Origin of the sequence: Symmachiella macrocystis (assembly GCF_007860075.1) — a bacterium.
Lineage (GTDB): Bacteria > Planctomycetota > Planctomycetia > Planctomycetales > Planctomycetaceae > Symmachiella > Symmachiella macrocystis.
In genome coordinates, this window is sequence record NZ_SJPP01000001.1 from 2,849,008 (window position 1) to 2,870,033 (window position 21,026).

19 protein-coding genes are annotated in these 21,026 nt (G+C 55.2%); 4 read left to right on the forward strand and 15 right to left on the reverse strand.

The window, feature by feature from the left end:
- Window positions 1–9: 9 nt before the first annotated feature.
- The 7 genes from CA54_RS10915 to ppk2 form a co-directional block, all read right to left on the reverse strand.
- Window positions 10–783, reverse strand: a complete 774-nt coding sequence (locus CA54_RS10915; RefSeq protein WP_146370800.1) for a c-type cytochrome — start codon at window positions 781–783, stop codon at window positions 10–12.
- A complete protein-coding gene (locus tag CA54_RS10920) occupies window positions 780–1,658 on the reverse strand; it encodes a hypothetical protein (RefSeq protein WP_146370801.1) in 879 nt (292 codons plus the stop codon). Before CA54_RS10920 ends, CA54_RS10915 begins: the two co-directional genes overlap by 4 nt.
- Before the next feature lie 26 nt (window positions 1,659–1,684).
- A complete protein-coding gene (locus tag CA54_RS10925; protein ID WP_146370802.1) occupies window positions 1,685–2,311 on the reverse strand; it encodes a cytochrome c oxidase subunit 3 in 627 nt (208 codons plus the stop codon).
- Window positions 2,312–2,327: 16 nt separating this feature from the next.
- Window positions 2,328–3,992 carry a cytochrome c oxidase subunit I gene (ctaD, locus tag CA54_RS10930; protein ID WP_146370803.1) on the reverse strand — a complete coding sequence of 555 codons (1,665 nt, stop codon included), beginning with the start codon at window positions 3,990–3,992 and terminating at the stop codon, window positions 2,328–2,330.
- 15 nt (window positions 3,993–4,007) lie between these two features.
- Window positions 4,008–5,162: a cytochrome c oxidase subunit II gene (gene coxB / locus CA54_RS10935; protein WP_197532385.1), complete on the reverse strand. Its 1,155-nt coding sequence runs from the start codon at window positions 5,160–5,162 to the stop codon at window positions 4,008–4,010.
- Between the two features lie 179 nt (window positions 5,163–5,341).
- Window positions 5,342–5,980, reverse strand: coding sequence for an adenylate kinase family protein (locus CA54_RS10940; protein ID WP_146370804.1), 639 nt, complete (start codon window positions 5,978–5,980; stop codon window positions 5,342–5,344).
- Between the two features lie 140 nt (window positions 5,981–6,120).
- Entirely contained in the window at window positions 6,121–6,999 is an 879-nt protein-coding gene (gene ppk2 / locus CA54_RS10945; protein WP_146370805.1) for a polyphosphate kinase 2, read from the reverse strand.
- A gap of 580 nt (window positions 7,000–7,579) precedes the next feature.
- On the opposite strand from ppk2, the gene CA54_RS10950 reads away from it, so the two are divergent.
- Window positions 7,580–9,091, forward strand: a complete 1,512-nt coding sequence (locus CA54_RS10950; protein ID WP_146370806.1) for a B12-binding domain-containing radical SAM protein — start codon at window positions 7,580–7,582, stop codon at window positions 9,089–9,091.
- 129 nt (window positions 9,092–9,220) lie between these two features.
- Here CA54_RS10950 and CA54_RS10955 read toward each other — a convergent pair whose 3' ends face one another.
- Window positions 9,221–9,640, reverse strand: coding sequence for a methionine-R-sulfoxide reductase (locus CA54_RS10955; RefSeq protein WP_146370807.1), 420 nt, complete (start codon window positions 9,638–9,640; stop codon window positions 9,221–9,223).
- A 347-nt stretch (window positions 9,641–9,987) separates the two neighbouring features.
- On the opposite strand from CA54_RS10955, the gene ppc reads away from it, so the two are divergent.
- Together ppc and CA54_RS10965 are read left to right on the forward strand one after the other, a co-directional pair.
- Complete coding sequence (gene ppc / locus CA54_RS10960; RefSeq protein WP_146370808.1) at window positions 9,988–12,744, forward strand: phosphoenolpyruvate carboxylase; 2,757 nt, start codon at window positions 9,988–9,990, stop codon at window positions 12,742–12,744.
- Window positions 12,745–12,997: 253 nt separating this feature from the next.
- Window positions 12,998–14,494: an ABC transporter substrate-binding protein gene (locus CA54_RS10965; RefSeq protein WP_146370809.1), complete on the forward strand. Its 1,497-nt coding sequence runs from the start codon at window positions 12,998–13,000 to the stop codon at window positions 14,492–14,494.
- Window positions 14,495–14,560: 66 nt separating this feature from the next.
- Here CA54_RS10965 and CA54_RS10970 read toward each other — a convergent pair whose 3' ends face one another.
- The 5 genes from CA54_RS10970 to CA54_RS10990 form a co-directional block, all read right to left on the reverse strand.
- Window positions 14,561–15,289, reverse strand: a complete 729-nt coding sequence (locus tag CA54_RS10970; RefSeq protein ID WP_146370810.1) for a DUF1559 family PulG-like putative transporter — start codon at window positions 15,287–15,289, stop codon at window positions 14,561–14,563.
- Window positions 15,290–15,298: 9 nt separating this feature from the next.
- Entirely contained in the window at window positions 15,299–16,084 is a 786-nt protein-coding gene (locus CA54_RS10975) for a DUF1559 domain-containing protein (protein ID WP_197532386.1), read from the reverse strand.
- A gap of 1 nt (window position 16,085) precedes the next feature.
- The gene (locus CA54_RS10980; protein WP_146370812.1) at window positions 16,086–16,808 is read right to left on the reverse strand and encodes a DUF1559 family PulG-like putative transporter; all 723 of its coding nucleotides are present in this window, start codon (window positions 16,806–16,808) and stop codon (window positions 16,086–16,088) included.
- A gap of 10 nt (window positions 16,809–16,818) precedes the next feature.
- Window positions 16,819–17,673, reverse strand: a complete 855-nt coding sequence (locus CA54_RS29805; protein WP_146370813.1) for a DUF1559 domain-containing protein — start codon at window positions 17,671–17,673, stop codon at window positions 16,819–16,821.
- 89 nt (window positions 17,674–17,762) lie between these two features.
- Complete coding sequence (locus CA54_RS10990; RefSeq protein ID WP_197532387.1) at window positions 17,763–18,374, reverse strand: TMEM175 family protein; 612 nt, start codon at window positions 18,372–18,374, stop codon at window positions 17,763–17,765.
- Between the two features lie 169 nt (window positions 18,375–18,543).
- Here CA54_RS10990 and CA54_RS10995 point away from each other — a divergent pair, with 169 nt between their 5' ends.
- Entirely contained in the window at window positions 18,544–19,935 is a 1,392-nt protein-coding gene (locus CA54_RS10995) for a glutamate decarboxylase (protein ID WP_146370815.1), read from the forward strand.
- A gap of 9 nt (window positions 19,936–19,944) precedes the next feature.
- Here CA54_RS10995 and CA54_RS11000 read toward each other — a convergent pair whose 3' ends face one another.
- Both CA54_RS11000 and CA54_RS11005 read right to left on the reverse strand, forming a co-directional pair.
- On the reverse strand, window positions 19,945–20,346 hold the full coding sequence (locus CA54_RS11000; protein ID WP_146370816.1) for a transcriptional regulator: 402 nt from the start codon (window positions 20,344–20,346) through the stop codon (window positions 19,945–19,947).
- The gene (locus CA54_RS11005; RefSeq protein ID WP_146370817.1) at window positions 20,324–20,947 is read right to left on the reverse strand and encodes a hypothetical protein; all 624 of its coding nucleotides are present in this window, start codon (window positions 20,945–20,947) and stop codon (window positions 20,324–20,326) included. Before CA54_RS11005 ends, CA54_RS11000 begins: the two co-directional genes overlap by 23 nt.
- Window positions 20,948–21,026 lie beyond the last annotated feature (79 nt).

Sequence of the window (21,026 nt, forward strand, 5' to 3'; positions counted from 1 at the left end):
TCCATTCCGTTACTCGTTGCCCCCTACGTCAGCGGTGCGCCACTCTGCCAGCAGGGCGACCAGGTCGGTGATCTGTTGCGAGGTCAGCGGTTTGCCCTCCAACGAATCGTTGCTAATCGCATGGTAGTTCGGCATGCCTAAGTCGCTGCGGCCGGTGATGATAATCCGTCTTAAGGCTTGATTGCTGATGGTCCCCAGAAAACCGGCGTCGTTCAGTGCTCCCGCCGTGTCCCCTTGGCCGTCTTTGCCATGACAGGTGGCGCAATATTGCGAGAAGACTTTTTTACCGGCTTGCGTGCTACCGGGCGGGTCGGAGATTTTGTAGGGCGGAAACGGTGGTGATAGTTGGGGTGGCGTTTTTCCCCATTCCGCGCGAATGCCGGCAACGATGGCATCGATTTGTTTCTCCGTCAGCGGCCCACTCGTTTTGTGGTCCATGGCCGGCATCGGGGTGTGGTCGCGACCGTGCATGACGATCTGCTTGATATCCGCATCGGAACAAATCGCCAAAAACAGCGGATCATTCAACGGGGGCGCCGGTCCCATTGTGCCGTCGGCACCATGGCAACCCGAGCAATTGGTTTTGTAGAGCGTGGAAGAATCCATGATCGTGTCGGGACGTTTATAACGATCTGCTTCCGTGGGCTTGCCCGGCAGTGAGTCGAAGCACCCCGCGGAGAAAAATAGCGAGAACAGACACAAGCAGCCGCACCATCGCCGCAAGAAACCGTGCGACGGTTGTGGGACTTTCTTGCGAATTGATTGGATGCGTTGTCTGGTCACGATTCGTCCGGTTGCGAGTGTTGGCTGTTGTCCGCCGACTGTTGGGTTTCCACTTCCAGTACCTGTTGGATTTGAACTTTTGTCGATTGCATCACGACAAACCCCATTGTGATTCCGAAGGCGAATTGTGAAACGAAGAACCAGGGCCAGTCCACCTGCTCACTCATCACTGGATTGAGGACGCCCATGAATCCGTACACAAATCCTGACCACAACAGAGGAGCGACCAACCCGCCCCACAAAAGCGGCCAGCGCGGGCACATCGGCAAAATGATGCCAAAAAACAGACCCACGATTATCGATGTCACCACATGAATGATCGTTCCCACTATCAAGCCCATCAGGTGGAACTTGTCGAGATCCTCAGCGCCCATGTTATTGAACGCCGGGATGACCATTGCCGAGAGCAGATTGACGGGATACCAAATGCCATGCCCGCTGAAATGCCCGTATGCCAGCGCCGTGAGCGCCATCATCGCCCCGCCGACAATCCCCCCCTTGAGGCCTGCCGAGTAGGGATAAATCTCCGCGGGAACACGCAGCCGATGGCCCGGCATTCCGGATTGAATCGAGGAGACGCCACGCGGTGAGACCTGCACCGGTTGGGGGCGATTGCTTTCGGGAACCCATTCTTCCCAGTGCACTCCCGCGCCCGGGGTCAGGTGGCGTATCCAATACACCAATCCGCCCACCGCAATCACCAAGCCGACCACGGCAAAGGCCAAATGCATCACCACGCTGGAAAGCGCCAAAGTCAGCCCGAATGCCATCACCATCGGCGCAGCTGTGGCGTTGGGCATTTCCACCACCTCTTCACGCACTGGTGCGTCGCCACGTTCGGTGGAGCCTTCATGTTGTTCGGGAGAAGAATTCAATGCGTCAAATCTGCTTTCTGATGCCGTCAACGGCCAAACACATAAACCAGACAAAAGACCACAATCCACACGCCATCCACAAAGTGCCAGTACCACGAAATCAGTTCCGCTGCCGGGCTGTCGGTCCCCAAACGTCCGGCTGCTTGGATGCCCAACAACGTCGACATCATGATCAAGCCGATCGTCACATGCGTCGCATGGAAACCGATCAGCGTATAGAACGTCGTGCCAAACAAATTGCGGCTGATCGTCAGTCCGTGATCTTCAATCAGCCCCTTCCATTCGATGCCCGTCCCCACAATGAACGCCGCGCCCAAAAATATGGTCAGCCCCAGGAACAGGCGAAACTGTCCGAATTCTGATTTCTCATACCGTTTCATAGCCAGGGCGATTGTGATGCTGCTGCTCAATAGCAATATCGTATTCACAATCACCAGCGGCATACTGAGCACTTCCGCCGGCGTGGGTCCAGTTAGGTCTCTTCCGAGATACAAACCGTAACCCACCAGCAAGGTCATGAAGAAGGCCGCTTCGGAACACAGAAAGCAGGCCATGCCGACTTTCTTGGGATCCAGTTGCGACGTCCCTTCCCCCTCCCAACCCTGTGGGGGGGCGGCCATTTCGCCGGATGTGGTGTGCGCAATTTCGCTCATGAATTCGTGAGGCCGGTTATTCGTGTTTCCAGTCCGGATCGTCGGGATGTTTCAAATCCCACAACGGCCGCCGGCTTTTGACAACCGGAAGTTCTTCAAAGTTATAAGCCGGGGGCGGCGAAGTCGTCGCCCATTCCAACGTCCAAGCATTCCAAGGGTCGTCGCCCGCTTCCTCGCCATAAAAATAGGAGTACCACAGATTGACAATGAAAAACAGCAATGAAATGCCGGTGATAATCGCACCGACGGTGGTCACTTGATTCCAAAATTCCAACCCCACACCCGCCTTATAAGTATACACGCGGCGGGGCATGCCCAGGATGCCGGAGAAGTGCATCGGAATGAACGTCAGATTGAACCCGATAAATTGCAGCCAGAAATGCCACAGCCCCAACTTACGGTTCATCTTTCGCCCAATGGCTTTGGGGTACCAATAGTAATAGGCCGACATCACCGCGAAAAAGATCCCGCCAAAGGCCACAAAGTGGAAGTGGCCGATCAGGAAATAGCTATCGCTGAGTTGCCAGTCCATCGGCACAATCGCCAGCATAATGCCGGTCAAACCGCCGATTAAAAATAGCGAAAGAAATCCCAGCGAAAACAGCATCGGAACGGTCAAACGAATCCTGCCGCCGTAGAGCGTCGCCGTCCAGTTGAACATTTTGATTCCGGTCGGCACGGCAATCAGGAAAGTCGCAGCACTGAAAAACAGGTCGATCGTGCTGCTCATCCCGACCGTGAACATGTGATGCGCCCAGACCCCCATGGCGATAAAGCCAATGCTCACCGTGGCCGCCACCATCGATGCATAGCCGAAGATCACCTTGCGGGAAAACACAGGGATGACTTCTGAAACGATGCCAAACGCCGGTAGCGCGAGAATGTAGACTTCCGGGTGTCCAAAGAACCAAAACAGGTGCTGCCACAACAGACCGTCGCCCCCGGCTTGCGTATCAAAGAAATGCGCACCAAGATGCCGGTCGAACAACATCATGATTTCCGCCGCCGTAAAGGGCGGAAACGCGAACACAATCAAACCAGACGTGACCAAAATCATCCAGGCGAACAACGGCATCATTGACAACCGCATGCCGGGCGCCCGCATGGTGATGATCGTGGCGATCATATTCACAGCAAACGAAACGCTCCCCACGCCCGAAATCATCGTCCCCAGCAGCCAGTAATCGGTGCTATTCCCGCGCGAAAATGCCGGCGAAGTCAGGGGGGCATAGGCGTACCAACCGATGTCGGGAGCCGAGCCGGCGCCGTATAGGCCCATCGCGCCGAAATAGCTGAAATACAACAAAAACCCGCCGAAGAGAAACATCCAAAAGCCAAACGCGTTCAGCCGTGGAAAGGCCATGTCCCGTGCACCGATCATCAACGGTACCAAATAGTTGGCCATGCCCGCTTCCACCGGCATCACGACGAAGAAAATCATCGTCGTGCCGTGCATCGTGAACAATTGGTTGAACGTTTGCGGGCTGACGATCTCCAGATCGGGCATCCACAATTGCAGCCGCATCAACAAAGCTTCCAGGCCGCCCAGCGTCAGGAAAAAACAACTCGCCACAATGTACAGGATGCCGATTTGTTTGTGGTCCACCGTCGTCACCCAATCGTGCGCCACCGCTGTGGCGGGGCGACGGTTCGGTAGGGCGGTGTAGGCGTCTGCTTCCATGACAACAATTGCCCGCTATCGAAGGGTTTCCAGATATGAGACGACGGTTTTGACGTTTTCGGCTGTCAGTTTCATCTCGGGCATATAGCAGCCCGTTTTGAAAACATGTGGATTCGTGATCCAAGTAATCAGATTGTCGTGATTGTTCTCAGCGGCCCCGGCACCGATGGTTTGACGGCTCATTAGATGCGTCAGGTCCGGCCCAAAGGTGCCCCGCGCGTTGGTGCCGCGAATCGTATGGCAACTGGCGCAGGAATGTTCCAGAAACAGCGCCCGCCCGTCGGCGACCGCAGGATCGTTCACCGCTGGCTTCTTTTCATTCTCCACCCAAGCTGCAAATTCGCTGGGGGTTTCCACGATCACCCGCAACAACATTTTCGAGTGTTGCGTCCCGCAGTATTCCGCACATTGCCCGTAATAGACGCCCGTCTCGTTGGGCGTAAACCACATCGTGTTGATTCTGTTGGGGATCAGATCGGTCTTGCCGGCCAGGCGTGGGACCCAAAAACTGTGCGCCACATCTGCCGATTCCAATTGCATAAAGACCGAACTGGGATCTTCAGTGTCGTCCAGCGGGACATGCAATTCATTCGCGGTGATGAATCCCAGTTCGGGATATTCGAAGGACCACCACCATTGGTTTCCAATCACCCGCACCTGCACGGCATCGCCCGGAGCCTGCGTGGGCCGCTGTTCATTGACCGATCGGACGACCACCAGGAACAAGACAAAAATGATTAACAGCGGCGCGATCGTCCAGGCAATCTCGATTGGCCAACTGCCATAAATTTGCGGGGGTTCCGGCTCATCCTCCGTTTCACTGCGACGCGCACGAAACCGCACCACGAATACCGCGATGGCGGAGAACACCAATACAAAAATCAAGCCGGTGATCGCCAACACCAGCAGGAAGATTTCGCTGATCTTTTCGGAGTTGTACGAAGCCGTGTCGAAGATCGACGTGCTTTCGGCCAGCAGCACATTGGCGGTTCCCAGCAAAGCCATCGCCGTCAGCAAGACACGCCGTAGGCTGCGGATAACAATCCGCGAGGGAAGTTTGGCCGTCATCAACAACCCGGCTGCGCAAGTGCGACGCGCGTCGTCCGGCTCGATTCTGCCGTGCGATCGTTGCGATTGAATTCCATCCTGAGCAACGGGTCTGTCCTTCATTGCTGCAAAGTACAAACAAATTCCTCGTGCGGCAACTACGAATATGGAATGTTGTTGAGAGATGAACGGATTTTATTCACGCCGAGAAGGTGCCCCTTGGGAGGACCGGAGCTGCTGCGTAGATTCAGCCGCGGGGGAAATCCAATGCGCGCAGGATGGCTCAGGGCAACTGCCGCGAGCTATAGCGAAACGCCGAGTTGCGAACGGATGTCCTGTTGAACTTCCTGGGGCGGAAGCGTACCGTCGATGTCGAGCACCAACTCTTTGCGGCGGAAAAGTTCGAGGACCGGCTTTGTCTTTTCGTGGTAATCCTTCAAGCGTTCAGCCAATGCTTCGGGCGTATCATCGGGGCGGGAGACCAGTTGGCCTCCACAGACGTCACATACGTTCTCCACCGCCGGGCGGTGTGAGATCAGATTGTAGTCCAACCCACATTGGCTGCACAGCCGCCGCGATAAGACCCGTTCGCTAACGACGGCATCGGGCACCTGGATATGAATCACGGCGTCGATGTCGTAACTTTCCAGGAAAAACCCTGCTTGAGAGACGCTCCGGGGAAATCCGTCGAGGATGAAACCATAATTCCAATCATGTTCGTTCAGCCGTCTACGCACGATCGGCTCCACGACTTCGTCGCCGATTAAGTTTCCGGAAGCGACAATACGCTTAACCTGTGCCCCCAGTTTCGTGTGATTCTTTATGAGCCAACGGAAAATGTCGCCCACGCTGATATGCACCAAGTCCAGAGTTTCAGCGAGCATTGTGGCTTGCGTGCCCTTGCCGCAGCCTTGAACACCCATGATGACGTACTTGTGCATGTTTTACTCAATTTCAAAATGTCGTGATTCGTTCAGCATGCATTGGCGGCGACTGTTTTCGTGAACGCCCGACCACAACATCGCCAACGAGCCGATAGGCCGATGGAAACATTACTCTGAGTGGCAACGTTATGAAAGGCTCACCAGAGTTCGTCGATGAATGTCTGATCCTCAATCGGCGGACGCATATAGCCGGTTCCTTCGGGCCGCGGCGGCAATTCGGGAGGCGAGGGAGTCAAATCTTTGTAGGGAACCATGCTGAGGAAATGGCTGATGCAATTCAACCGCGCGCACTTTTTTACGTCGGCTTTGACCACAAACCACGGAGCTTGTTTGATGTCGGTGTGCGCGAACATCACGTCCTTTGCTTTGGAATACTCGATCCAGCGCGAGCGGGATTCCACATCCATGGGACTGAGTTTCCAACTGCGGGTTGGATCATTCATCCGCTTCTGGAATCTACGTTCTTGTTCCGCGTCGCTGACGGAAAACCAATACTTAATGACCATGATTCCCGAGCGGACCAACATCCGTTCAAACTCTGGGCAGGAACGGAGAAACTCCTGATACTGCGAATCACTGCAAAATCCCATCACCCGTTCTACGCCCGCCCGGTTGTACCAACTGCGGTCGAACAACACAATTTCTCCCGCAGCGGGCAAATGGGCAACGTAGCGCTGGAAATACCAACTCGTTTTTTCCCGCTCAGTCGGTGTTCCCAAGGCCACGACGCGGCAGATCCGGGGGTTCAGGCTTTCAGTGATCCGTTTGATCACGCCCCCTTTCCCGGCGGCGTCGCGACCCTCAAAAATCACCACGACCTTCAGTTTTTCATGCTTGACCCACTCTTGAAGCTTTACCAGCTCAATTTGTAGGCGAGCAAGTTCTTTTTCGTAGGCCTTGGTATCAATTGCGTGCTTCTCTGCTTTGACGTCGCCCGTACCGTTCGTCAAAGCTTCTTCCGCTCGATGTTTTTTGGACGCCTTCTTTGGTTTCTCGTGTTTTTCTTTCGCCGCCATACTGCCACCAATCGAGAAAGTGAGGATCGTGAATGGGTGCTTTGCTGATTTTAGGCGAGCAAGTGCGGTACCAAACAGGGAATTTCATGCCACAATGGCGACAACTCCTAGGAAAAGTCCGAGATCAACATCTGGCATGCCAATCAACACAGCGGAACTTGCGAGGACTTCAAGCACATCACCTTCTCATATCGTTGTTTTGCAGATTCGCCTTGTCAAGGCGATTGCCTGAGCGGTACGGACCGAGTCTCTTCGATATGCAACCAATATCTTTCCGCACGTGGACTCACAACCAAAGCGTCTCAAGTCTCATCTCTTCCAGAAATCGCTGGCGAGCTTTTGGCCGGATTTCATTTGACTTCTGCCTAGGAAGTATATACTTTGTAATGCAAAGTGATTGGTCTTCGTCTTTTTGCGCATCTGTTTTTTCAGTGGCATCCGTTGGATAACGTAATTGTCGTTAAAAATTCGTGGTTTTCACACTCGTGTTAGATCGTCCCATGCTAAGTCACCACCTAGTTGTTGAGAAATAACTTTGTGGTACCAAGTTATTTGGCTTCTGAAACCAGAAAGGTCTCGCATGCCAACTCCCTGGATGCCCTCAGCGATGCGCATCGCCCCGCAACTCAACCCGATCCCGATATCGGCGCGGGTGCAGCGACGCTATGCATTGCTCATTAACCCGTTCTATCCCAAAGATCCGCATGCCAGTTTCGGCAAACATGTATTAACTCCGACGCTGGCACTTACCAGCATCGCTGCGAGTACCCCGGCAGAATGGGAAATCGCCTACTGGGATGAAAACCTGCTACAAGGCCCACCTCCGATCGCGCCCTTTCCGGAAGTCGTTGGTATTTCGGTGCATCTGACGTTCGCGAATCGAGCCTACGAGTTGGCACGGTGGTATCGCGAACGCGGAGCCAAAGTGGTGCTCGGTGGACTGCATGTTCTCTCTTGCCCGGATGAGGCGGCGCCTCATGCCGATGCGCTAGCGATCGGCGACGGGGTCGTACTGTGGGAGCGGATTCTGCGCGACATCGATGCCGGTAAACTTCAACACGTTTATCGCACCGACTTTCGCCGCCCCTATCGCGATGACCCACCGCCGCGTCGAGACCTGTTGGCGCGGCGGGGATATTTGACGACCACTAGTTTGATTGCCACGCGCGGCTGTCACAATCGTTGCGGGTTTTGCTACTTGTCGACGGATGGGTTGCACATGCCTTACCTGACGCGCGATGTCGAACAAATCGCTGAAGAGTTTGTGCGCGACGGGCAGCCGTATGCGGTCTTTGTTGATAACAATCTCGGCTCCAAACCGGACTACCTGCGGAAATTATGCCACAGATTGCGGCCGTTGGAAAAGATTTGGAGCGCGGCTGTCAGTATCGACGTCACCGATGATCCTTCTTTGGTGCGCGAAATGGCATTGGCCGGCTGTACGGGAGTTTTCGTGGGGTTCGAGTCGCTACAAAACGATAATATAGTCGACGCACACAAGAAGAGCCCGCGCACCGACGACTATGCGAGGCGTGTGGAGATTTTCCATCGCAACGGCATTCAAGTGAACGGCAGTTTCGTCCTTGGTTTTGATCACGACCGCGAGAATGTGTTTGAAACGACGGTCCAATGGATCGAGGCGAACCGGTTGGCCTGCGCCACGTTCCACATTCTGACCCCCTATCCCAGCACGCCGCTGTTCGCGCAAATGCAATCCGAAAACCGGCTGTTGCACACCGACTGGAGCAAGTTCGACACCGCTCACGTCGTCTATCAGCCCAAGCATCTGACCCCAGAGCAGTTGGCCGAGGGGTATGCCTGGTGTTATCGGCGGCTGTTTTCGAATCGCTCAATTTGGCGCAGACGGCCGCGCGATTGGCGAGCGGTACCCGCCTATTTGGCGATGTCCTACTTGTACAAACGGTCCAATTTCCTGTGGCACCTGCTCATCAAACACCAACTCACCTCGCGAATGTGGCGGCCGTTGGTGGAATTGACCCGGCAACGGCATTTGCGTTTCCGTCGCCGACTAGAACGGGAAGATGGCATCCAGCCCGGGCATGCCGGCACAGTCGTCTCTCCCGGTGTCTAGAGCAGTTTTCATTTGGGGCAAGCGGATTATGACGATGTGGATTCCAACAGACAAAAAAATTTAGACGCACAAACGCCGCCACACAAAAGTGCCCCCGGTGCCTAAGCCGCGCTGGGCAGTGATCGCCGTTTATTCGTCATTCAGTAAAATGACTGGTGGCAGCGGTTCCCCTTCGGGAGTGAAAGTCAACGACACCGAATTGACACAGTGCCGCGTATTCTTAGGGGTCATACGTTCGCCCAAAAAGACATGCCCCAAATGGCCCTCGCAATTCTTGCAAACGATCTCCGTGCGCAGGCCATCGGCATCCACGTGGCGGGTGACAGCTCCGGAGATTTCATCGTCGAAGCTGGGCCAACCACAGCCGCTGTCAAATTTGTCCGTTGCTTGGTAGAGCGGCGCGTTGCAGTGGCGGCAGAGATACGTTCCGGCCGTTTTTCGATCGGCATGTTCGCCGCTAAACGGCCGTTCGGTCCCTTTGTGAAGAATGACGCGTGCTTCCTCTGGCGTCAGTGCATTCAATGCGTCGGTTGACGGTCGGCTGCTCATAATCGCGATCCTCGGTCTGCTCACGTGTGAAGTGTCGAGTGGAATTGTATACGTGCGACGCACGAAAGCAAAATACTGTCGGGGAAAACCTGCGTCCACAACCGTTAGAATGTGTCACGCATCATCGCTGACCGAGTCACAACTGCACAGCCGCTCGGAACGGCTTTATTTGCAGTAACCGCCATTTCCGGTCGCTGCTTCGCTTGCTGGGGAGACCGGACTGGGGATACTTGTTGCGATATGCTTGCCGTGCCCTGCATCAAAGGTCACACTTCACTGAAATATACACTCAAATTATGTTTTGATCGGCCACGGCTGCTGCATAGTCGAGACCATTGAGGAAGAATATGCTGTTTGAAAACGTAGACAATAGTTCGTTGCATCGGGAGATCGCCGAATTGGGCGAAATGCTCGAACAAACCATTGAGGAAATCGCCGGCCCTGAGTTGTTACAGCAAGTCGCAACCATCGTTCGCATTTCGCAAGATCGCCGAAACCATAAGCAACACGCCAATGAAGAGCTCAAAGCTCTGATCTCATCATTGACGGAACCGCAACTGCGAGTGGTGATCCGCGCGTTTAGTATTTTTCTGGACTTAGTCAATATCGCCGAAGACCGTCAACGGGTCCGCGTGCTGCGCGACCGTGCGCGAAATGCGCAATCCGCACCGCGCAGCGAATCCATTGAGAACGCTCTACTGCAGTTGAAGGATGAAGGCAATTCGACCGACCAGATGCAGCAGTTGTTGGATCAGTTGGAAATCGAACTCGTTTTCACTGCACATCCCACGGATGCCAAACGACGATCTATTCGCCGAAAACTACGGCGGATCCGTGTCTTGTTGGACGTCAATACGAGCGACCTCCTCCCCGGAGAACTCGCCCGCAATCGTCGCGGCATTCGTGCTGAAGTCACCAAATTGTGGCAAACCGATTTTGTGCGCCCCTGGCGGCCTACGGTCTTGCAGGAAGTCCAGCGCGGCCTTTCCATTCAACCCGTACTGTGGGAAGTGGTGCCGCAGATTCTCAAAGAAATTCGTGCTGGATTGTCCGACGTCTATCCCGGTGAGTCCTTCCGAGAACATCCCTACATCACCTTTGGCTCCTGGATCGGCGGAGACCGAGACGGACATCCATTTGTCACGCATCGGGTGACGGAACAGACCCTGCTTTGGTTGCGGCAGTCCGCCATGGAAGCGCATATCGCCGCCTGCCGGAATCTTTTCGAATCGCTGAGCGTTTCCAAACGTCAAGTATCACTCGGGACCGAGATCGATGACGCGCTGACAGCAGCGCTTGAACGCTGGCCGCACTTGCAAGGCATCTTGCGCGAAATCCCGCCGGATGAAATCTTGCGGCGGAACCTGGCTGTGATTCTGCGTCGTCTGGAGCAAACTCAAAACGTAGGGCTCGACGATTTCTTTGTCGACGGCGCTTATGCCACTCCGCAAGAGTTGGCTGAGGACGTTTCGGTCATCTATCGGGCTTTGCTCTCTACCCCCGGCAACGAATTGATCGCCGAAGAAATCTCTGAGTGGATCGACAAAATCAATGTGTTCGGCTTCCATTTGGCACGGCTCGATGTGCGTCAAGATTCGCGGCGCAATGGGGACGTGGTGAACGAATTGCTGCAATATACGGGAGTTTGCGAAAACGCCGAGACGCTCTCCGAAACCGATCGGCAAGAACTGCTGTCCAAAACATTAACCCAGCCACTCTCGTTTTCAACCGAAGGCCTGTCCGACGAAACGCGGGAAACGTTGTCGTTGTTTCAATTGCTCAAGCGGGTCAAAGTTGCATTCGGCGCACAGGCTTTGGGGGGATACGTGATCAGCATGTGCCACGTGCCGAGTGACATCCTCAATGTCTTGTGGTTGTGGGAGCATGCGGATTCGGAATTCCCCTTTGTCAAACCCGACCGAATCCCGCCGCTGCCGATCATTCCGTTGTTCGAAACCATTGACGACTTGCGGCAAGCTTCAGCCATCTTTGCAATCATGCTGGAAATTCCCTGTTATCGGGAACATGTGCGGAGCCAACAGGATCGTCAGATCATTATGTTGGGCTACTCCGACAGCACCAAAGACGGCGGTTATTTGGCTGCCTGTTGGTCGCTGTATCGCGCGCAGCAACAGCTCTACCAAATCGCCTCGCGCGAAGGGGTGCAGTTGACGTTCTTCCACGGTCGCGGGGGATCGTTGGGACGCGGTGGTGGTCCGGCGGCGCGCAGCATCTTGTCGTTGCCACCACAAACATTCCACGGAGCGATGCGGCTGACCGAACAGGGAGAGGTCTTGGCCGATCGTTACGATGATCCCAATATTGCTCACCGCCATATGGAGCAGGTCGTCTGGTCTTCGCTCTTGGCGGCGGGAATGCCCCCGGCCGACATTCCTGAGGAGTGGTTTGAATCGATGCGTCAACTTTCCGAGGCATCGTTTAAGGCTTATCTCGAACTCGTCAGGCATCCCAATTTTGTCGATTTCTTCCGGCGGTGCACCCCGATTTCTGAAATCGAACGGTTGCTCATCGGGTCGCGACCGTCCCGCCGTCGGGGAGGAAGCAGTCTCAGCGATCTGCGAGCCATTCCCTGGGTCTTCTCCTGGACGCAATCGCGCTGTTTGGTCCCCGCTTGGTATGGGCTCGGCGCCGCGATTCAAGAGTCACTGGCCGATCCCGCCGCTTTGGAGCAATTGCGTTCCATGTATCAAGAATGGCCATTTTTCCGCGCCACGATCGATAACGCCGAATTGGCGCTGAGCAAGACGGATTTGGAAATCTCCAAACAGTATGCCGATTTGACCGACGATGCCTCTGGATCGTCTGAGGTGGGAGATATGATCGCCGAAGAGTACGCTCGGTCGCGCGACGCGGTGCTTGCCATCTCGGGCAACGAAAAATTGCTCGACGGAATTCAGTGGCTGCAGGAGTCGATCAAGCTCCGCAACCAATTCATCGACCCGTTGAATTTGATCCAAGTTGATTTGTTGCGGCGTTTGCAGAACCCCCAGTTACAGGAGCATACCGAGGGTGAAGAAAAATTGCGGCATCTCATGCGGCTCACAATCAAAGGCATTGCTGCCGGCATGCGAACCAGCGGCTGATTTGCGGTTAATTTGCGGACAGCAGTAGTGATGGAACCACTCGAAGACATCGGCCGGGATTTTGCAGATTCCGCACGAACCCCAGGGGGTTTGTGCTCCTGGAAAGTAACGCTCCTGGAAAGTAACACAGCCTGGCTGTTAAGAATGAAGGCTGCACTAGGAACGAGCGTGTCGGGCAATTACACTCTGCAGTAAGTTATTCTTCTCTCGTGATGTTCCTGTCTTATCGATCCCCGTTGGAGAAAGCGAACGCATGCGATTCCCGCTTGCTTCTTGGTCCACGTTGTGTCTGTTCATCGTGTTCAGCTGTGTCGGTTGTGAAGACGACAAACCAGTCGTCGAAACCAATCCCTTTGCCGGAACCCAAGTGACCGTCTCCTTTCCCGCTGGGCTGGGCTTGGAACAGAATTGGGAATTGGCCTTGGCCGAATGGCAAAAGCGGACCGGAGCCGAAGTCGTTCTCAAGCCGCGCTCGCTGGATGGTGATCAGTCCTTAATCGACGCCTATGGTGGAAACGCCGACTCCGCCGACCTAATTCTGTTTCCCGTAACCGGAATTTCAGATCTCGGGGATGCGGGATGGTTTCCGGTGATCACCGAGCAACTCCGCAAACCCAATCAACTAAACTGGAACGACCTGTTCAAAGGGCTGCGCGATACAATCGGCGCTCGTTACGGCGGCCCGGCGACAGTGCCGATTTCCTGCCCGGTGTTGACCTGCTATTACCGCGAAGACCTTTTGGCCGCTGCTAACCTGTCTCCTCCTCGAACCTGGGAGGAATACCAAAAACTCGCCGAGACGGTCGATGCTTGGGCGGGGGGATTGCCGGTCATTGAGCCGTGGAGCGAAGAATTCCGCTCCACGATGTACCTCGCACGGGCCGTCTCTTATGTAAAACATCCCGACGAATACACCACTTTTTTCGATATCCGCAGCGGCGAGCCCCAAATCGACGGCCCTGGATTTCAGCGCGCGCTCAAGGACAGCCTCAAAGCCGTCCAAGCGATGCCGCCCGAGGTAATGACCTATGACACCTACGATTGTCGCCGCGAATTCTTCGCCGGACGGGCGGCAATGGCAATTACGTTTGAAACCGGCTTTGAAAATCCGTTACCGGTCTTGGTGCCGGCGAATCCCCGCGATTCAGAAACCGTCACCCCGCAACCCCGCGCCGCTGACATCAGAATCGGCTTCTTACGCTTGCCCGGTTCGGCCGAAGTCTACCGTCGCTCAAAAGACGTTTGGGAGCCCGGTGCGAACGAAGGCGTCAACTACGTCACGCTCTCCGGATTCGGTGGCATGACCGCCGTCGTCTCTGCCCGCAGTTCTGAGTTGGAAACCGCTGCGGCTTGGAATCTGTTCAAGTTCCTCACTTCGCTGGAACAAATGGCAACCACCTTTCCCCCGGACACGCGCACGGTCTGTCGCACATCGCAGACGTCCTATCCCGATCTGTGGCTGCCCGAAGACATGAGCGCTGCCGAAGGTGGCAGTTATTTGGGCGAAGTGGCTGGCAGCCTCGACAACAAAGCCTTCGTGGCAGCCTTACCGGTCATCGGCCGCGAACAATTTCGCGCCGCCCTGACCACAGGCTTGACCACATGCTTGTCCAATCCAGAGTCCGCCGAAGAAACGCTCAAAACGGTCGCCACGCGTTGGAGAGAGATTGCCGAAAAGCTCGGCGTGGAAACCCTCCGCGACAGCTATCGCCGCTCACTCGGCCTGCGCCCCTTGGCCAACCTGGAATAACAACTGGTTGTCCCCTCGTTCCCAAACTCCGTTTGGGAACGCAATTTCCCGAAGCTCCGCTTCGAGTCATTCAGTTCGCGGAATCTCTTCACCTCCGGCGCGCGTGAACCAAGCACGTGCATCGCCATCAATTTGGTCAACAATAATCCGAAATACCGCTCCATCGGCACGTAATGACGTAACGGCAATGTTGTCGAAGCCACTGAAGCCTTCAGGGTCGCCAAAGCGGGTGAATTTTTCGAAATCAATATCACGCGGCTCGCTCCAGGGAATCCCCGCTCCTACAGCCTCCCCGATGATTAATGTATAAGGAGCGCCGTCGGTTACTTCGTTAAGGCTCACCGGCACCGCACCACGAAAAACGCAAGGATCGCCGACAATCGCGGCAAAATGCGTTTTTGTTTTATCGCCATCAAAAAAGTTCCCGCCATAGGTCACGGGCCGTTTTTCCAGCAAGCGGATATTGTGAGGCCCGTCCCATGGTTCCGAGAAATCATAGGCTTTGTACAGTGCGTCTTGATCCATATAAGGCAGGATCAACACCCGCCAACTATGCATCGGTTTGCCGTCTTTGTCGGTGACATAAGCCGGCGGAAAGCGACCATATTCATCATGATAAGTGTGTAGCGCCAGCCCGATTTGTTTGAGCATGCCGCGGTTCCAAGTTGCTTCGGTCCCATGCATGCCCCACGAAACCACACGCCACGCCAAAAAACCAAATATCACGGCAACGCCGAGGCTCCAGTAGACCCACCGTCGGCGCTTCGGCTTGGCAGAGTCACTGGAACGGTCCATACGGAACTCCTAATACGGCGGCATCTCTTCCCCACCGGCGAGTGTAAACAGCTTTTTCACGCTCTCTGCAGGCATTTCCTCGCTTACAAAATGCACGCTTCCATCAGCGAGCAGCGTAAATGCGCCGCCTTGCATACCATCGTGTTCGCTACTAAAACCATCGACATCGCCAATGTGCTTGAACGTACCCAAGCTCACATCCCGCGGCTCGGTCCAACGAATGCGCGAACCGCTCGATTCCCCAAGAACAATCGTATTGCTCGTCCCGTCGGTGATTTCACGGATTGTGACTGGCACGGTTCCCCGCATCACGCACGCATCGCCCACCACAGCTGCGTAGTCGGTCGTCCCCGCTTCCGCGTCCTTATGGCTGGGGCAACGATACAGCTGTGGCGTTTTCTCCAACAGGCCGAGATTGTGCGGACCGTCCCACGGCTCGTCGAAGTGATATTGATCGTAGATGGCTCGGTCTTTTGAATCGTCGACATACGGCAAAATCAACACCCGCCAACTGTGCATCGGTTGTCCTTGGCCGTTCGAAACATACGCCGGCGGAAACATGCCGTAGACATCGTGGTAGTTGTGCAGCGCTAGGCCAATCTGTTTGAGATTGTTGCGGCAGGCCGTCCTGCGAGCCGCTTCGCGATGCGGACCGACCGAGGGCATCATGAACAGAAAGAAAACAAATAGCGCGCCAGCAAGAATGCCGTATACTATTACACGCCTGACAAAGGGCCGTGAGTCGGACGTCTCATTGCGGGGAATAGCTATGCCTTCGCCTTCGTAATAAACCATGTCAATCTCCACCCGCACGTGTAAACAGCGCCCGCGTCGTCTTCTCGTTGAATTCGTCGCTGCTAATTGACTGCACAGATCCATCGGCAAATAGCGCATAGGCTCCGCTGGCTACAAAGTCACTGCTGAACCCAGTTGGGTCGCCCCAATGTGTGAATTGATCAAATTCCACGTCCTGCGGCTTGGTCCACGGAATCCCCGCCCCAACGGCCTCGCCGACAATGAGGGTGTTTGACGTGCCGTCCCGGATGTCCTTGATCGCCACCGGTTCCGTCCCCCGAAATACGCACGGTTTCCCGACGATGGCGGCAAACGCCGTCACGGTGGCATCCCCCTTTTGACCCGGATAGCCATAAATGTTTGGCCGTTGCGTCACCAGTTTAACGTTGTTCGGGCCGTTCCAGGGTTCGGAGAAATCGTATTGCTCATACAATTCTTGCGCCTGCTGTTCCCCAAGATAAGGGAGAATGAGCACCCGCCAACTGTGCAGCCGGCGTCCGTTTTCATCCGCGACATAAGCAGGGGGAAACGCTCCATAGTCGTCGTGATAGTAATGTAATGCCAAACCGATCAGCTTGAGTTGATTCCGAATCATGGGGCGAATGCCGTGACCACTCGGCTGTACCGCTGGGAGCAACAGCAGAATCAGCACGATGATGATCACAACCACCACGAGCAATTCGAGTTTTGTGAAACCCCGCTTATCGATCGATTGCCTGTCCATTCATCCGTTCCTAGAACACCGGTGGCATTTCTCCCCCCGCATGCGTGAACAGCGACCGCGCCACGTCCGGGTCTGTCTCTTCGGACAGGAACTGCACACTGCCATCGGCAAACAAAAAGAAAGCGCCCCCAGTATGGTCGCTGCTAAACCCCGCCGGGTCGCCGATATTCGTATACGTGTCAAAGTCCACGTCCCGCGGCTCCATCCAGGGAATCCCCATGCCGGAGACTTCGCCAATCATGCTCGTGTTACTCGTGCCGTCAACGATGTCCCTAATAGCGATCGGCTCCGCGCCGGCAAAGACGCATGTCTCCCCCGCAATCGCCGCGTAATATGTCGAGGTCGCGTCCACGTCACTGCTAGGACATGCGTAAACGGGTGGGCGGTTCCCTAACAAACGGCTGTTGTTGGGGCCGTCCCACGGTTCGTCGAAATCGTATTGATCGTACAGCGCTTGTTGGTCCAGGTACGGCAGGATCAACACCCGCCAACTGTGCATGGGACGGCCGGTTTCGTCAGCGATATAAGCGGGTGGAAACGAGCCCCAAACATCGTGATAGTTGTGCAGCGCCAAGCCAATCTGTTTTAGGTTATTCCGGCACTGCGTCCGCCGCGCTGCTTCACGCGCTTGCTGAACCGCCGGCAGTAATAAGGCGATCATGCAGGGAACGACCAGTAATGCGCCACCGCCCAATACAGCGACTAAAATCCATGCTGTCGAAGTAGACGATTTTCGCGGAGGATCACTGGAGGCATAGGCAGCATCTCCCTGCGCCGCCGGCGCACCGGTCAAGTCCGAGTTGCAATACCGGCATTTGACCGCCGCCTCTTGAATCTCTTCAGCACAAAAAGGGCAGGTCTTCATCTTGAGTCGCTCCAGGATAAGCAGAAAGGTGGACGGCAGCAGCGGTTCATCATACCCGCTGCAATTCCCGTGGCAACAAATTTATTGGGTCATTGCCGTTTGGCTTTGACCATGATCACCGCTCCGAAAATCCACACCAGCAGCGAGAAGTGCAAACTGATAAAAGAAATCAGCACCGACAGCGCACCGGATATTCCATAAACGTGTCGTGCTGCCCAAGGATACTTCAGCAAGGGGGGCGGTTTTCCCGGTTCGCGCAAATCGGGCCGGCTGGCCATGCGGCGGGCAATGAGCACCAACGAGCCTCCGCCTGTGGCCAAGTCGACATTGAACAAGATGACCGCAAAACGATCATTGTCGTAATGTCCGACCAGCGAAGCTGTATACGGAATTAGTGTCACCAAAAAAATGTGCAAGAAATTCAGGCTGACGATTGTTAAGTCGCACTCGCGCTGATGCGTGAACAACCGGTGGTGCCGCTGCCAGATTTGAGCCACCACGGTGAAACTGGCAATATACGCCAAGAAGGTGGGGAACTGCTGTAAGACGTCATCCATCAACGCGTCGTTCGAGAGGTTGGCATCCTGCGGCGGCTTCAGGTCCAGCACAAGCAACGTCAAGACAATCGCGTAGACTCCATCGGTCAATGAACATAACCGTACCGGAGAAGAGGTCCACCTTGCATCGTTGTTCGATTCCATACATCTCACCTTGCGTGAAATTCGATTGCCGGTCATTGTGCCGATGGCCCGGTCAAAAAGAAAGCTAGTTGCCAAGCTTGCATCGACGGCGCACAATGACCGTCGAGCTGATAGCCACCAACACTTACACGATAACGTGTACCACTAAAATAGATTTCAAGGCAAAAGCATTATGCATAAAAAAGTCGACCTCAGCGAATTGAATCCGGCCGATACGATGCTCACCCCGGCTTATGGGGGACGCGCGGTCAACGAACCTGTGCCCAAGTACGAAATGCCCGCCGGAGAGTTACCCCCTGAGACCGTCTACAACCTGATTCACGACGAATTGATGCTCGACGGGAATTCGCGGCTGAATCTGGCAACGTTCGTCACAACTTGGATGGAACCGCAAGCGGCCAAGCTGATGGCCGAAACGTTCGATAAGAATATGATCGACAAAGACGAATATCCGCAAACCGCCGAGATTGAACTGCGGTGCGTGAATATTCTCTCCCGCTTGTGGAATGCCCCCAAAGAGGCGACCTCCACCGGTTGTTCCACGATCGGCTCCAGCGAAGCCGCCATGTTGGGCGGGATGGCGCTGAAATGGAAATGGCGCGACCGCCGCAAAGCCCAAGGCAAGCCGCACGATAAACCGAACATGGTGATGGGCATCAACGTGCAGGTCTGCTGGGAAAAATTCTGCCGGTACTGGGAGATCGAACCACGCTTCGTGCCGATGGAAGGGGATCGCTACTGCCTCAACGCTGAGGAAGCTCTCAAGCTGGTCGACGAAAACACAATCGGCGTCGTCGTCATCATGGGCAGCACGTTCGACGGTCGTTATGAAAACGTGAAAGAGGTCAACGACGCTCTAGAAAAATTGAATGCCGACACCGGTTGGGAGGTCCCAATTCATGTCGACGGTGCCAGCGGCGGCATGGTCGCGCCTTTTTTACAGCCGGACCTGGAGTGGGATTTCCGTCTTCCATTGGTAAAATCGATCAACACCTCGGGACACAAATTCGGACTGGTCTATCCCGGCGTGGGTTGGATCATTTGGCGGGACCAGGCGGAGTTGCCCGACGATCTGGTATTCCACTGCAACTATCTGGGAGGCGATCTACCAAACTTCGCGCTCAATTTCTCTCGGCCAGGCAATCAGGTCGTCGCGCAGTACTACAACTTTCTGCGACTAGGCCAAGAAGGTTACCGGCAGATTCACGAAGCCTCGCGGGAAGTCGCTATGTTTCTCTCAGGAGAAATCGCCAAGATCGGCCCGTTTGAATTGATTTCCGACGGCAGCGATATTCCCGTGTTCGCTTTCGCCGTCAAACCGGGAAACAATTTTTCCGTGTTCGACATTTCCGACAAAATGCGAGAACGAGGCTGGCTGCTCCCGGCTTACACGTTCCCCAAAAACCGCGATGACTTGGCCGTGCTACGCGCAGTTTGTAAAGAAGGCTTCACCCGCGATATGGCCAACATGCTGCTGGTCGATCTACGGCGGGCGGTGGAGCATTTTCAATCGCAACCGGAACACACCGCGAAGGTAGCCGGTTCAAACTTTCACCATTGATGCCGGCGATCACACCGGCGACCAGCCTTCAGTGATGGTCTTATCCGCCGCACGCTCGGCGGCTTCGGAATTGACGGCGTCGGAGACTACGTTCTCCAGCACGTTGATATATTCCGTAAACCGTTCGCGTCCCACATCCGACAGTCGGCAGAGCGTTTGCGGGCGGTTGTTCTTCAGTCCCTTCCAGACTTCGATCAACCCAGCTTCTTTGAGGACGTCGATGTGTCGGCTCAGGTTGCCGTCGGTCAGTGCGCAGAAATCCTTCAAGTCCGAGAACAGCAAGCCGTGCGGATGCGCAACGAGCGAGGTCATAATGCTCAACCGGGCGCGTTCGTGGATCACGCGTTCCAAACCGTTGTAGGCGAAACGTCCGTTCTCGGCGGCGGCTTCAGATTTTGAGGGCTTCGTCATCGTTTCGTTCCAACGTCCAATACAAGACAGCAGCGGTCGCCAATTGGCCCAATCCGAATGGCAGACCCATCGCCCACGGCGAGAGCGCCATTTCGCCCCGTGCCACGGCCAAACACACAATGCCGCTAATCACATAAAATGCAGCCACCCAAAACACAGCTTTGGGCAACAAGCGATAAGTGGCGAACATTCCCAGTCCAATTAGCATTTGCCACAAACCGGGCAGCATCCAAATCGTTTCTTCAGCGAAATTGACCAAAACAAACGTCAGCAGCGCTCCGGCGATCACACTGGGAAAGAATTGCTCCGCCGCCAATAGCATAATGCTTTTGGAATAAGCGGATTGCGATGTGCGGGAACGCATCCACATCTCGATCGCTTGCGCCCCCAGGCTGATCGCCGCCACTCCGATCCACAAGCTGAGATAGGGTGTCGATTGAGCCAGCGGATTCTCGATCCAACTGGCCTGCGCAACGGCTGCGGCAATCGCCAGTCCGCCGGAGCAGGCAACGGGAAGCGCGCGAAAACCGCGAAACACCTCCGCCCGCGCCATCTGTTGGCGGATCTCGGATATCTGAACCAGTGCTTCCTGGAGTTCCATAGCGGGGACAACCCTCAAGTGGCGATCATTTTTGCTTTGTAGTACAAAGCTACACGCCCGCATAGGCCGCCGTCAAGAG

What these genes read in the sequence shown, in the direction of transcription:
- CA54_RS10925 (WP_146370802.1), bottom strand. Translation starts at nt 2,311, where the DNA reads ATGAGCGAAATTGCGCACACCACATCCGGCGAAATGGCCGCCCCCCCA.
- ctaD (WP_146370803.1), bottom strand. Translation starts at nt 3,992, where the DNA reads ATGGAAGCAGACGCCTACACCGCCCTACCGAACCGTCGCCCCGCCACA.
- coxB (WP_197532385.1), bottom strand. Translation starts at nt 5,162, where the DNA reads ATGAAGGACAGACCCGTTGCTCAGGATGGAATTCAATCGCAACGATCG.
- CA54_RS10940 (WP_146370804.1), bottom strand. Translation starts at nt 5,980, where the DNA reads ATGCACAAGTACGTCATCATGGGTGTTCAAGGCTGCGGCAAGGGCACG.
- ppk2 (WP_146370805.1), bottom strand. Translation starts at nt 6,999, where the DNA reads ATGGCGGCGAAAGAAAAACACGAGAAACCAAAGAAGGCGTCCAAAAAA.
- CA54_RS10950 (WP_146370806.1), top strand. Translation starts at nt 7,580, where the DNA reads ATGCCAACTCCCTGGATGCCCTCAGCGATGCGCATCGCCCCGCAACTC.
- CA54_RS10955 (WP_146370807.1), bottom strand. Translation starts at nt 9,640, where the DNA reads ATGAGCAGCCGACCGTCAACCGACGCATTGAATGCACTGACGCCAGAG.
- ppc (WP_146370808.1), top strand. Translation starts at nt 9,988, where the DNA reads ATGCTGTTTGAAAACGTAGACAATAGTTCGTTGCATCGGGAGATCGCC.
- CA54_RS10965 (WP_146370809.1), top strand. Translation starts at nt 12,998, where the DNA reads ATGCGATTCCCGCTTGCTTCTTGGTCCACGTTGTGTCTGTTCATCGTG.
- CA54_RS10970 (WP_146370810.1), bottom strand. Translation starts at nt 15,289, where the DNA reads ATGGACCGTTCCAGTGACTCTGCCAAGCCGAAGCGCCGACGGTGGGTC.
- CA54_RS10975 (WP_197532386.1), bottom strand. Translation starts at nt 16,084, where the DNA reads ATGGTTTATTACGAAGGCGAAGGCATAGCTATTCCCCGCAATGAGACG.
- CA54_RS10980 (WP_146370812.1), bottom strand. Translation starts at nt 16,808, where the DNA reads ATGGACAGGCAATCGATCGATAAGCGGGGTTTCACAAAACTCGAATTG.
- CA54_RS29805 (WP_146370813.1), bottom strand. Translation starts at nt 17,673, where the DNA reads ATGAAGACCTGCCCTTTTTGTGCTGAAGAGATTCAAGAGGCGGCGGTC.
- CA54_RS10990 (WP_197532387.1), bottom strand. Translation starts at nt 18,374, where the DNA reads ATGGAATCGAACAACGATGCAAGGTGGACCTCTTCTCCGGTACGGTTA.
- CA54_RS11000 (WP_146370816.1), bottom strand. Translation starts at nt 20,346, where the DNA reads ATGACGAAGCCCTCAAAATCTGAAGCCGCCGCCGAGAACGGACGTTTC.
- CA54_RS11005 (WP_146370817.1), bottom strand. Translation starts at nt 20,947, where the DNA reads ATGGAACTCCAGGAAGCACTGGTTCAGATATCCGAGATCCGCCAACAG.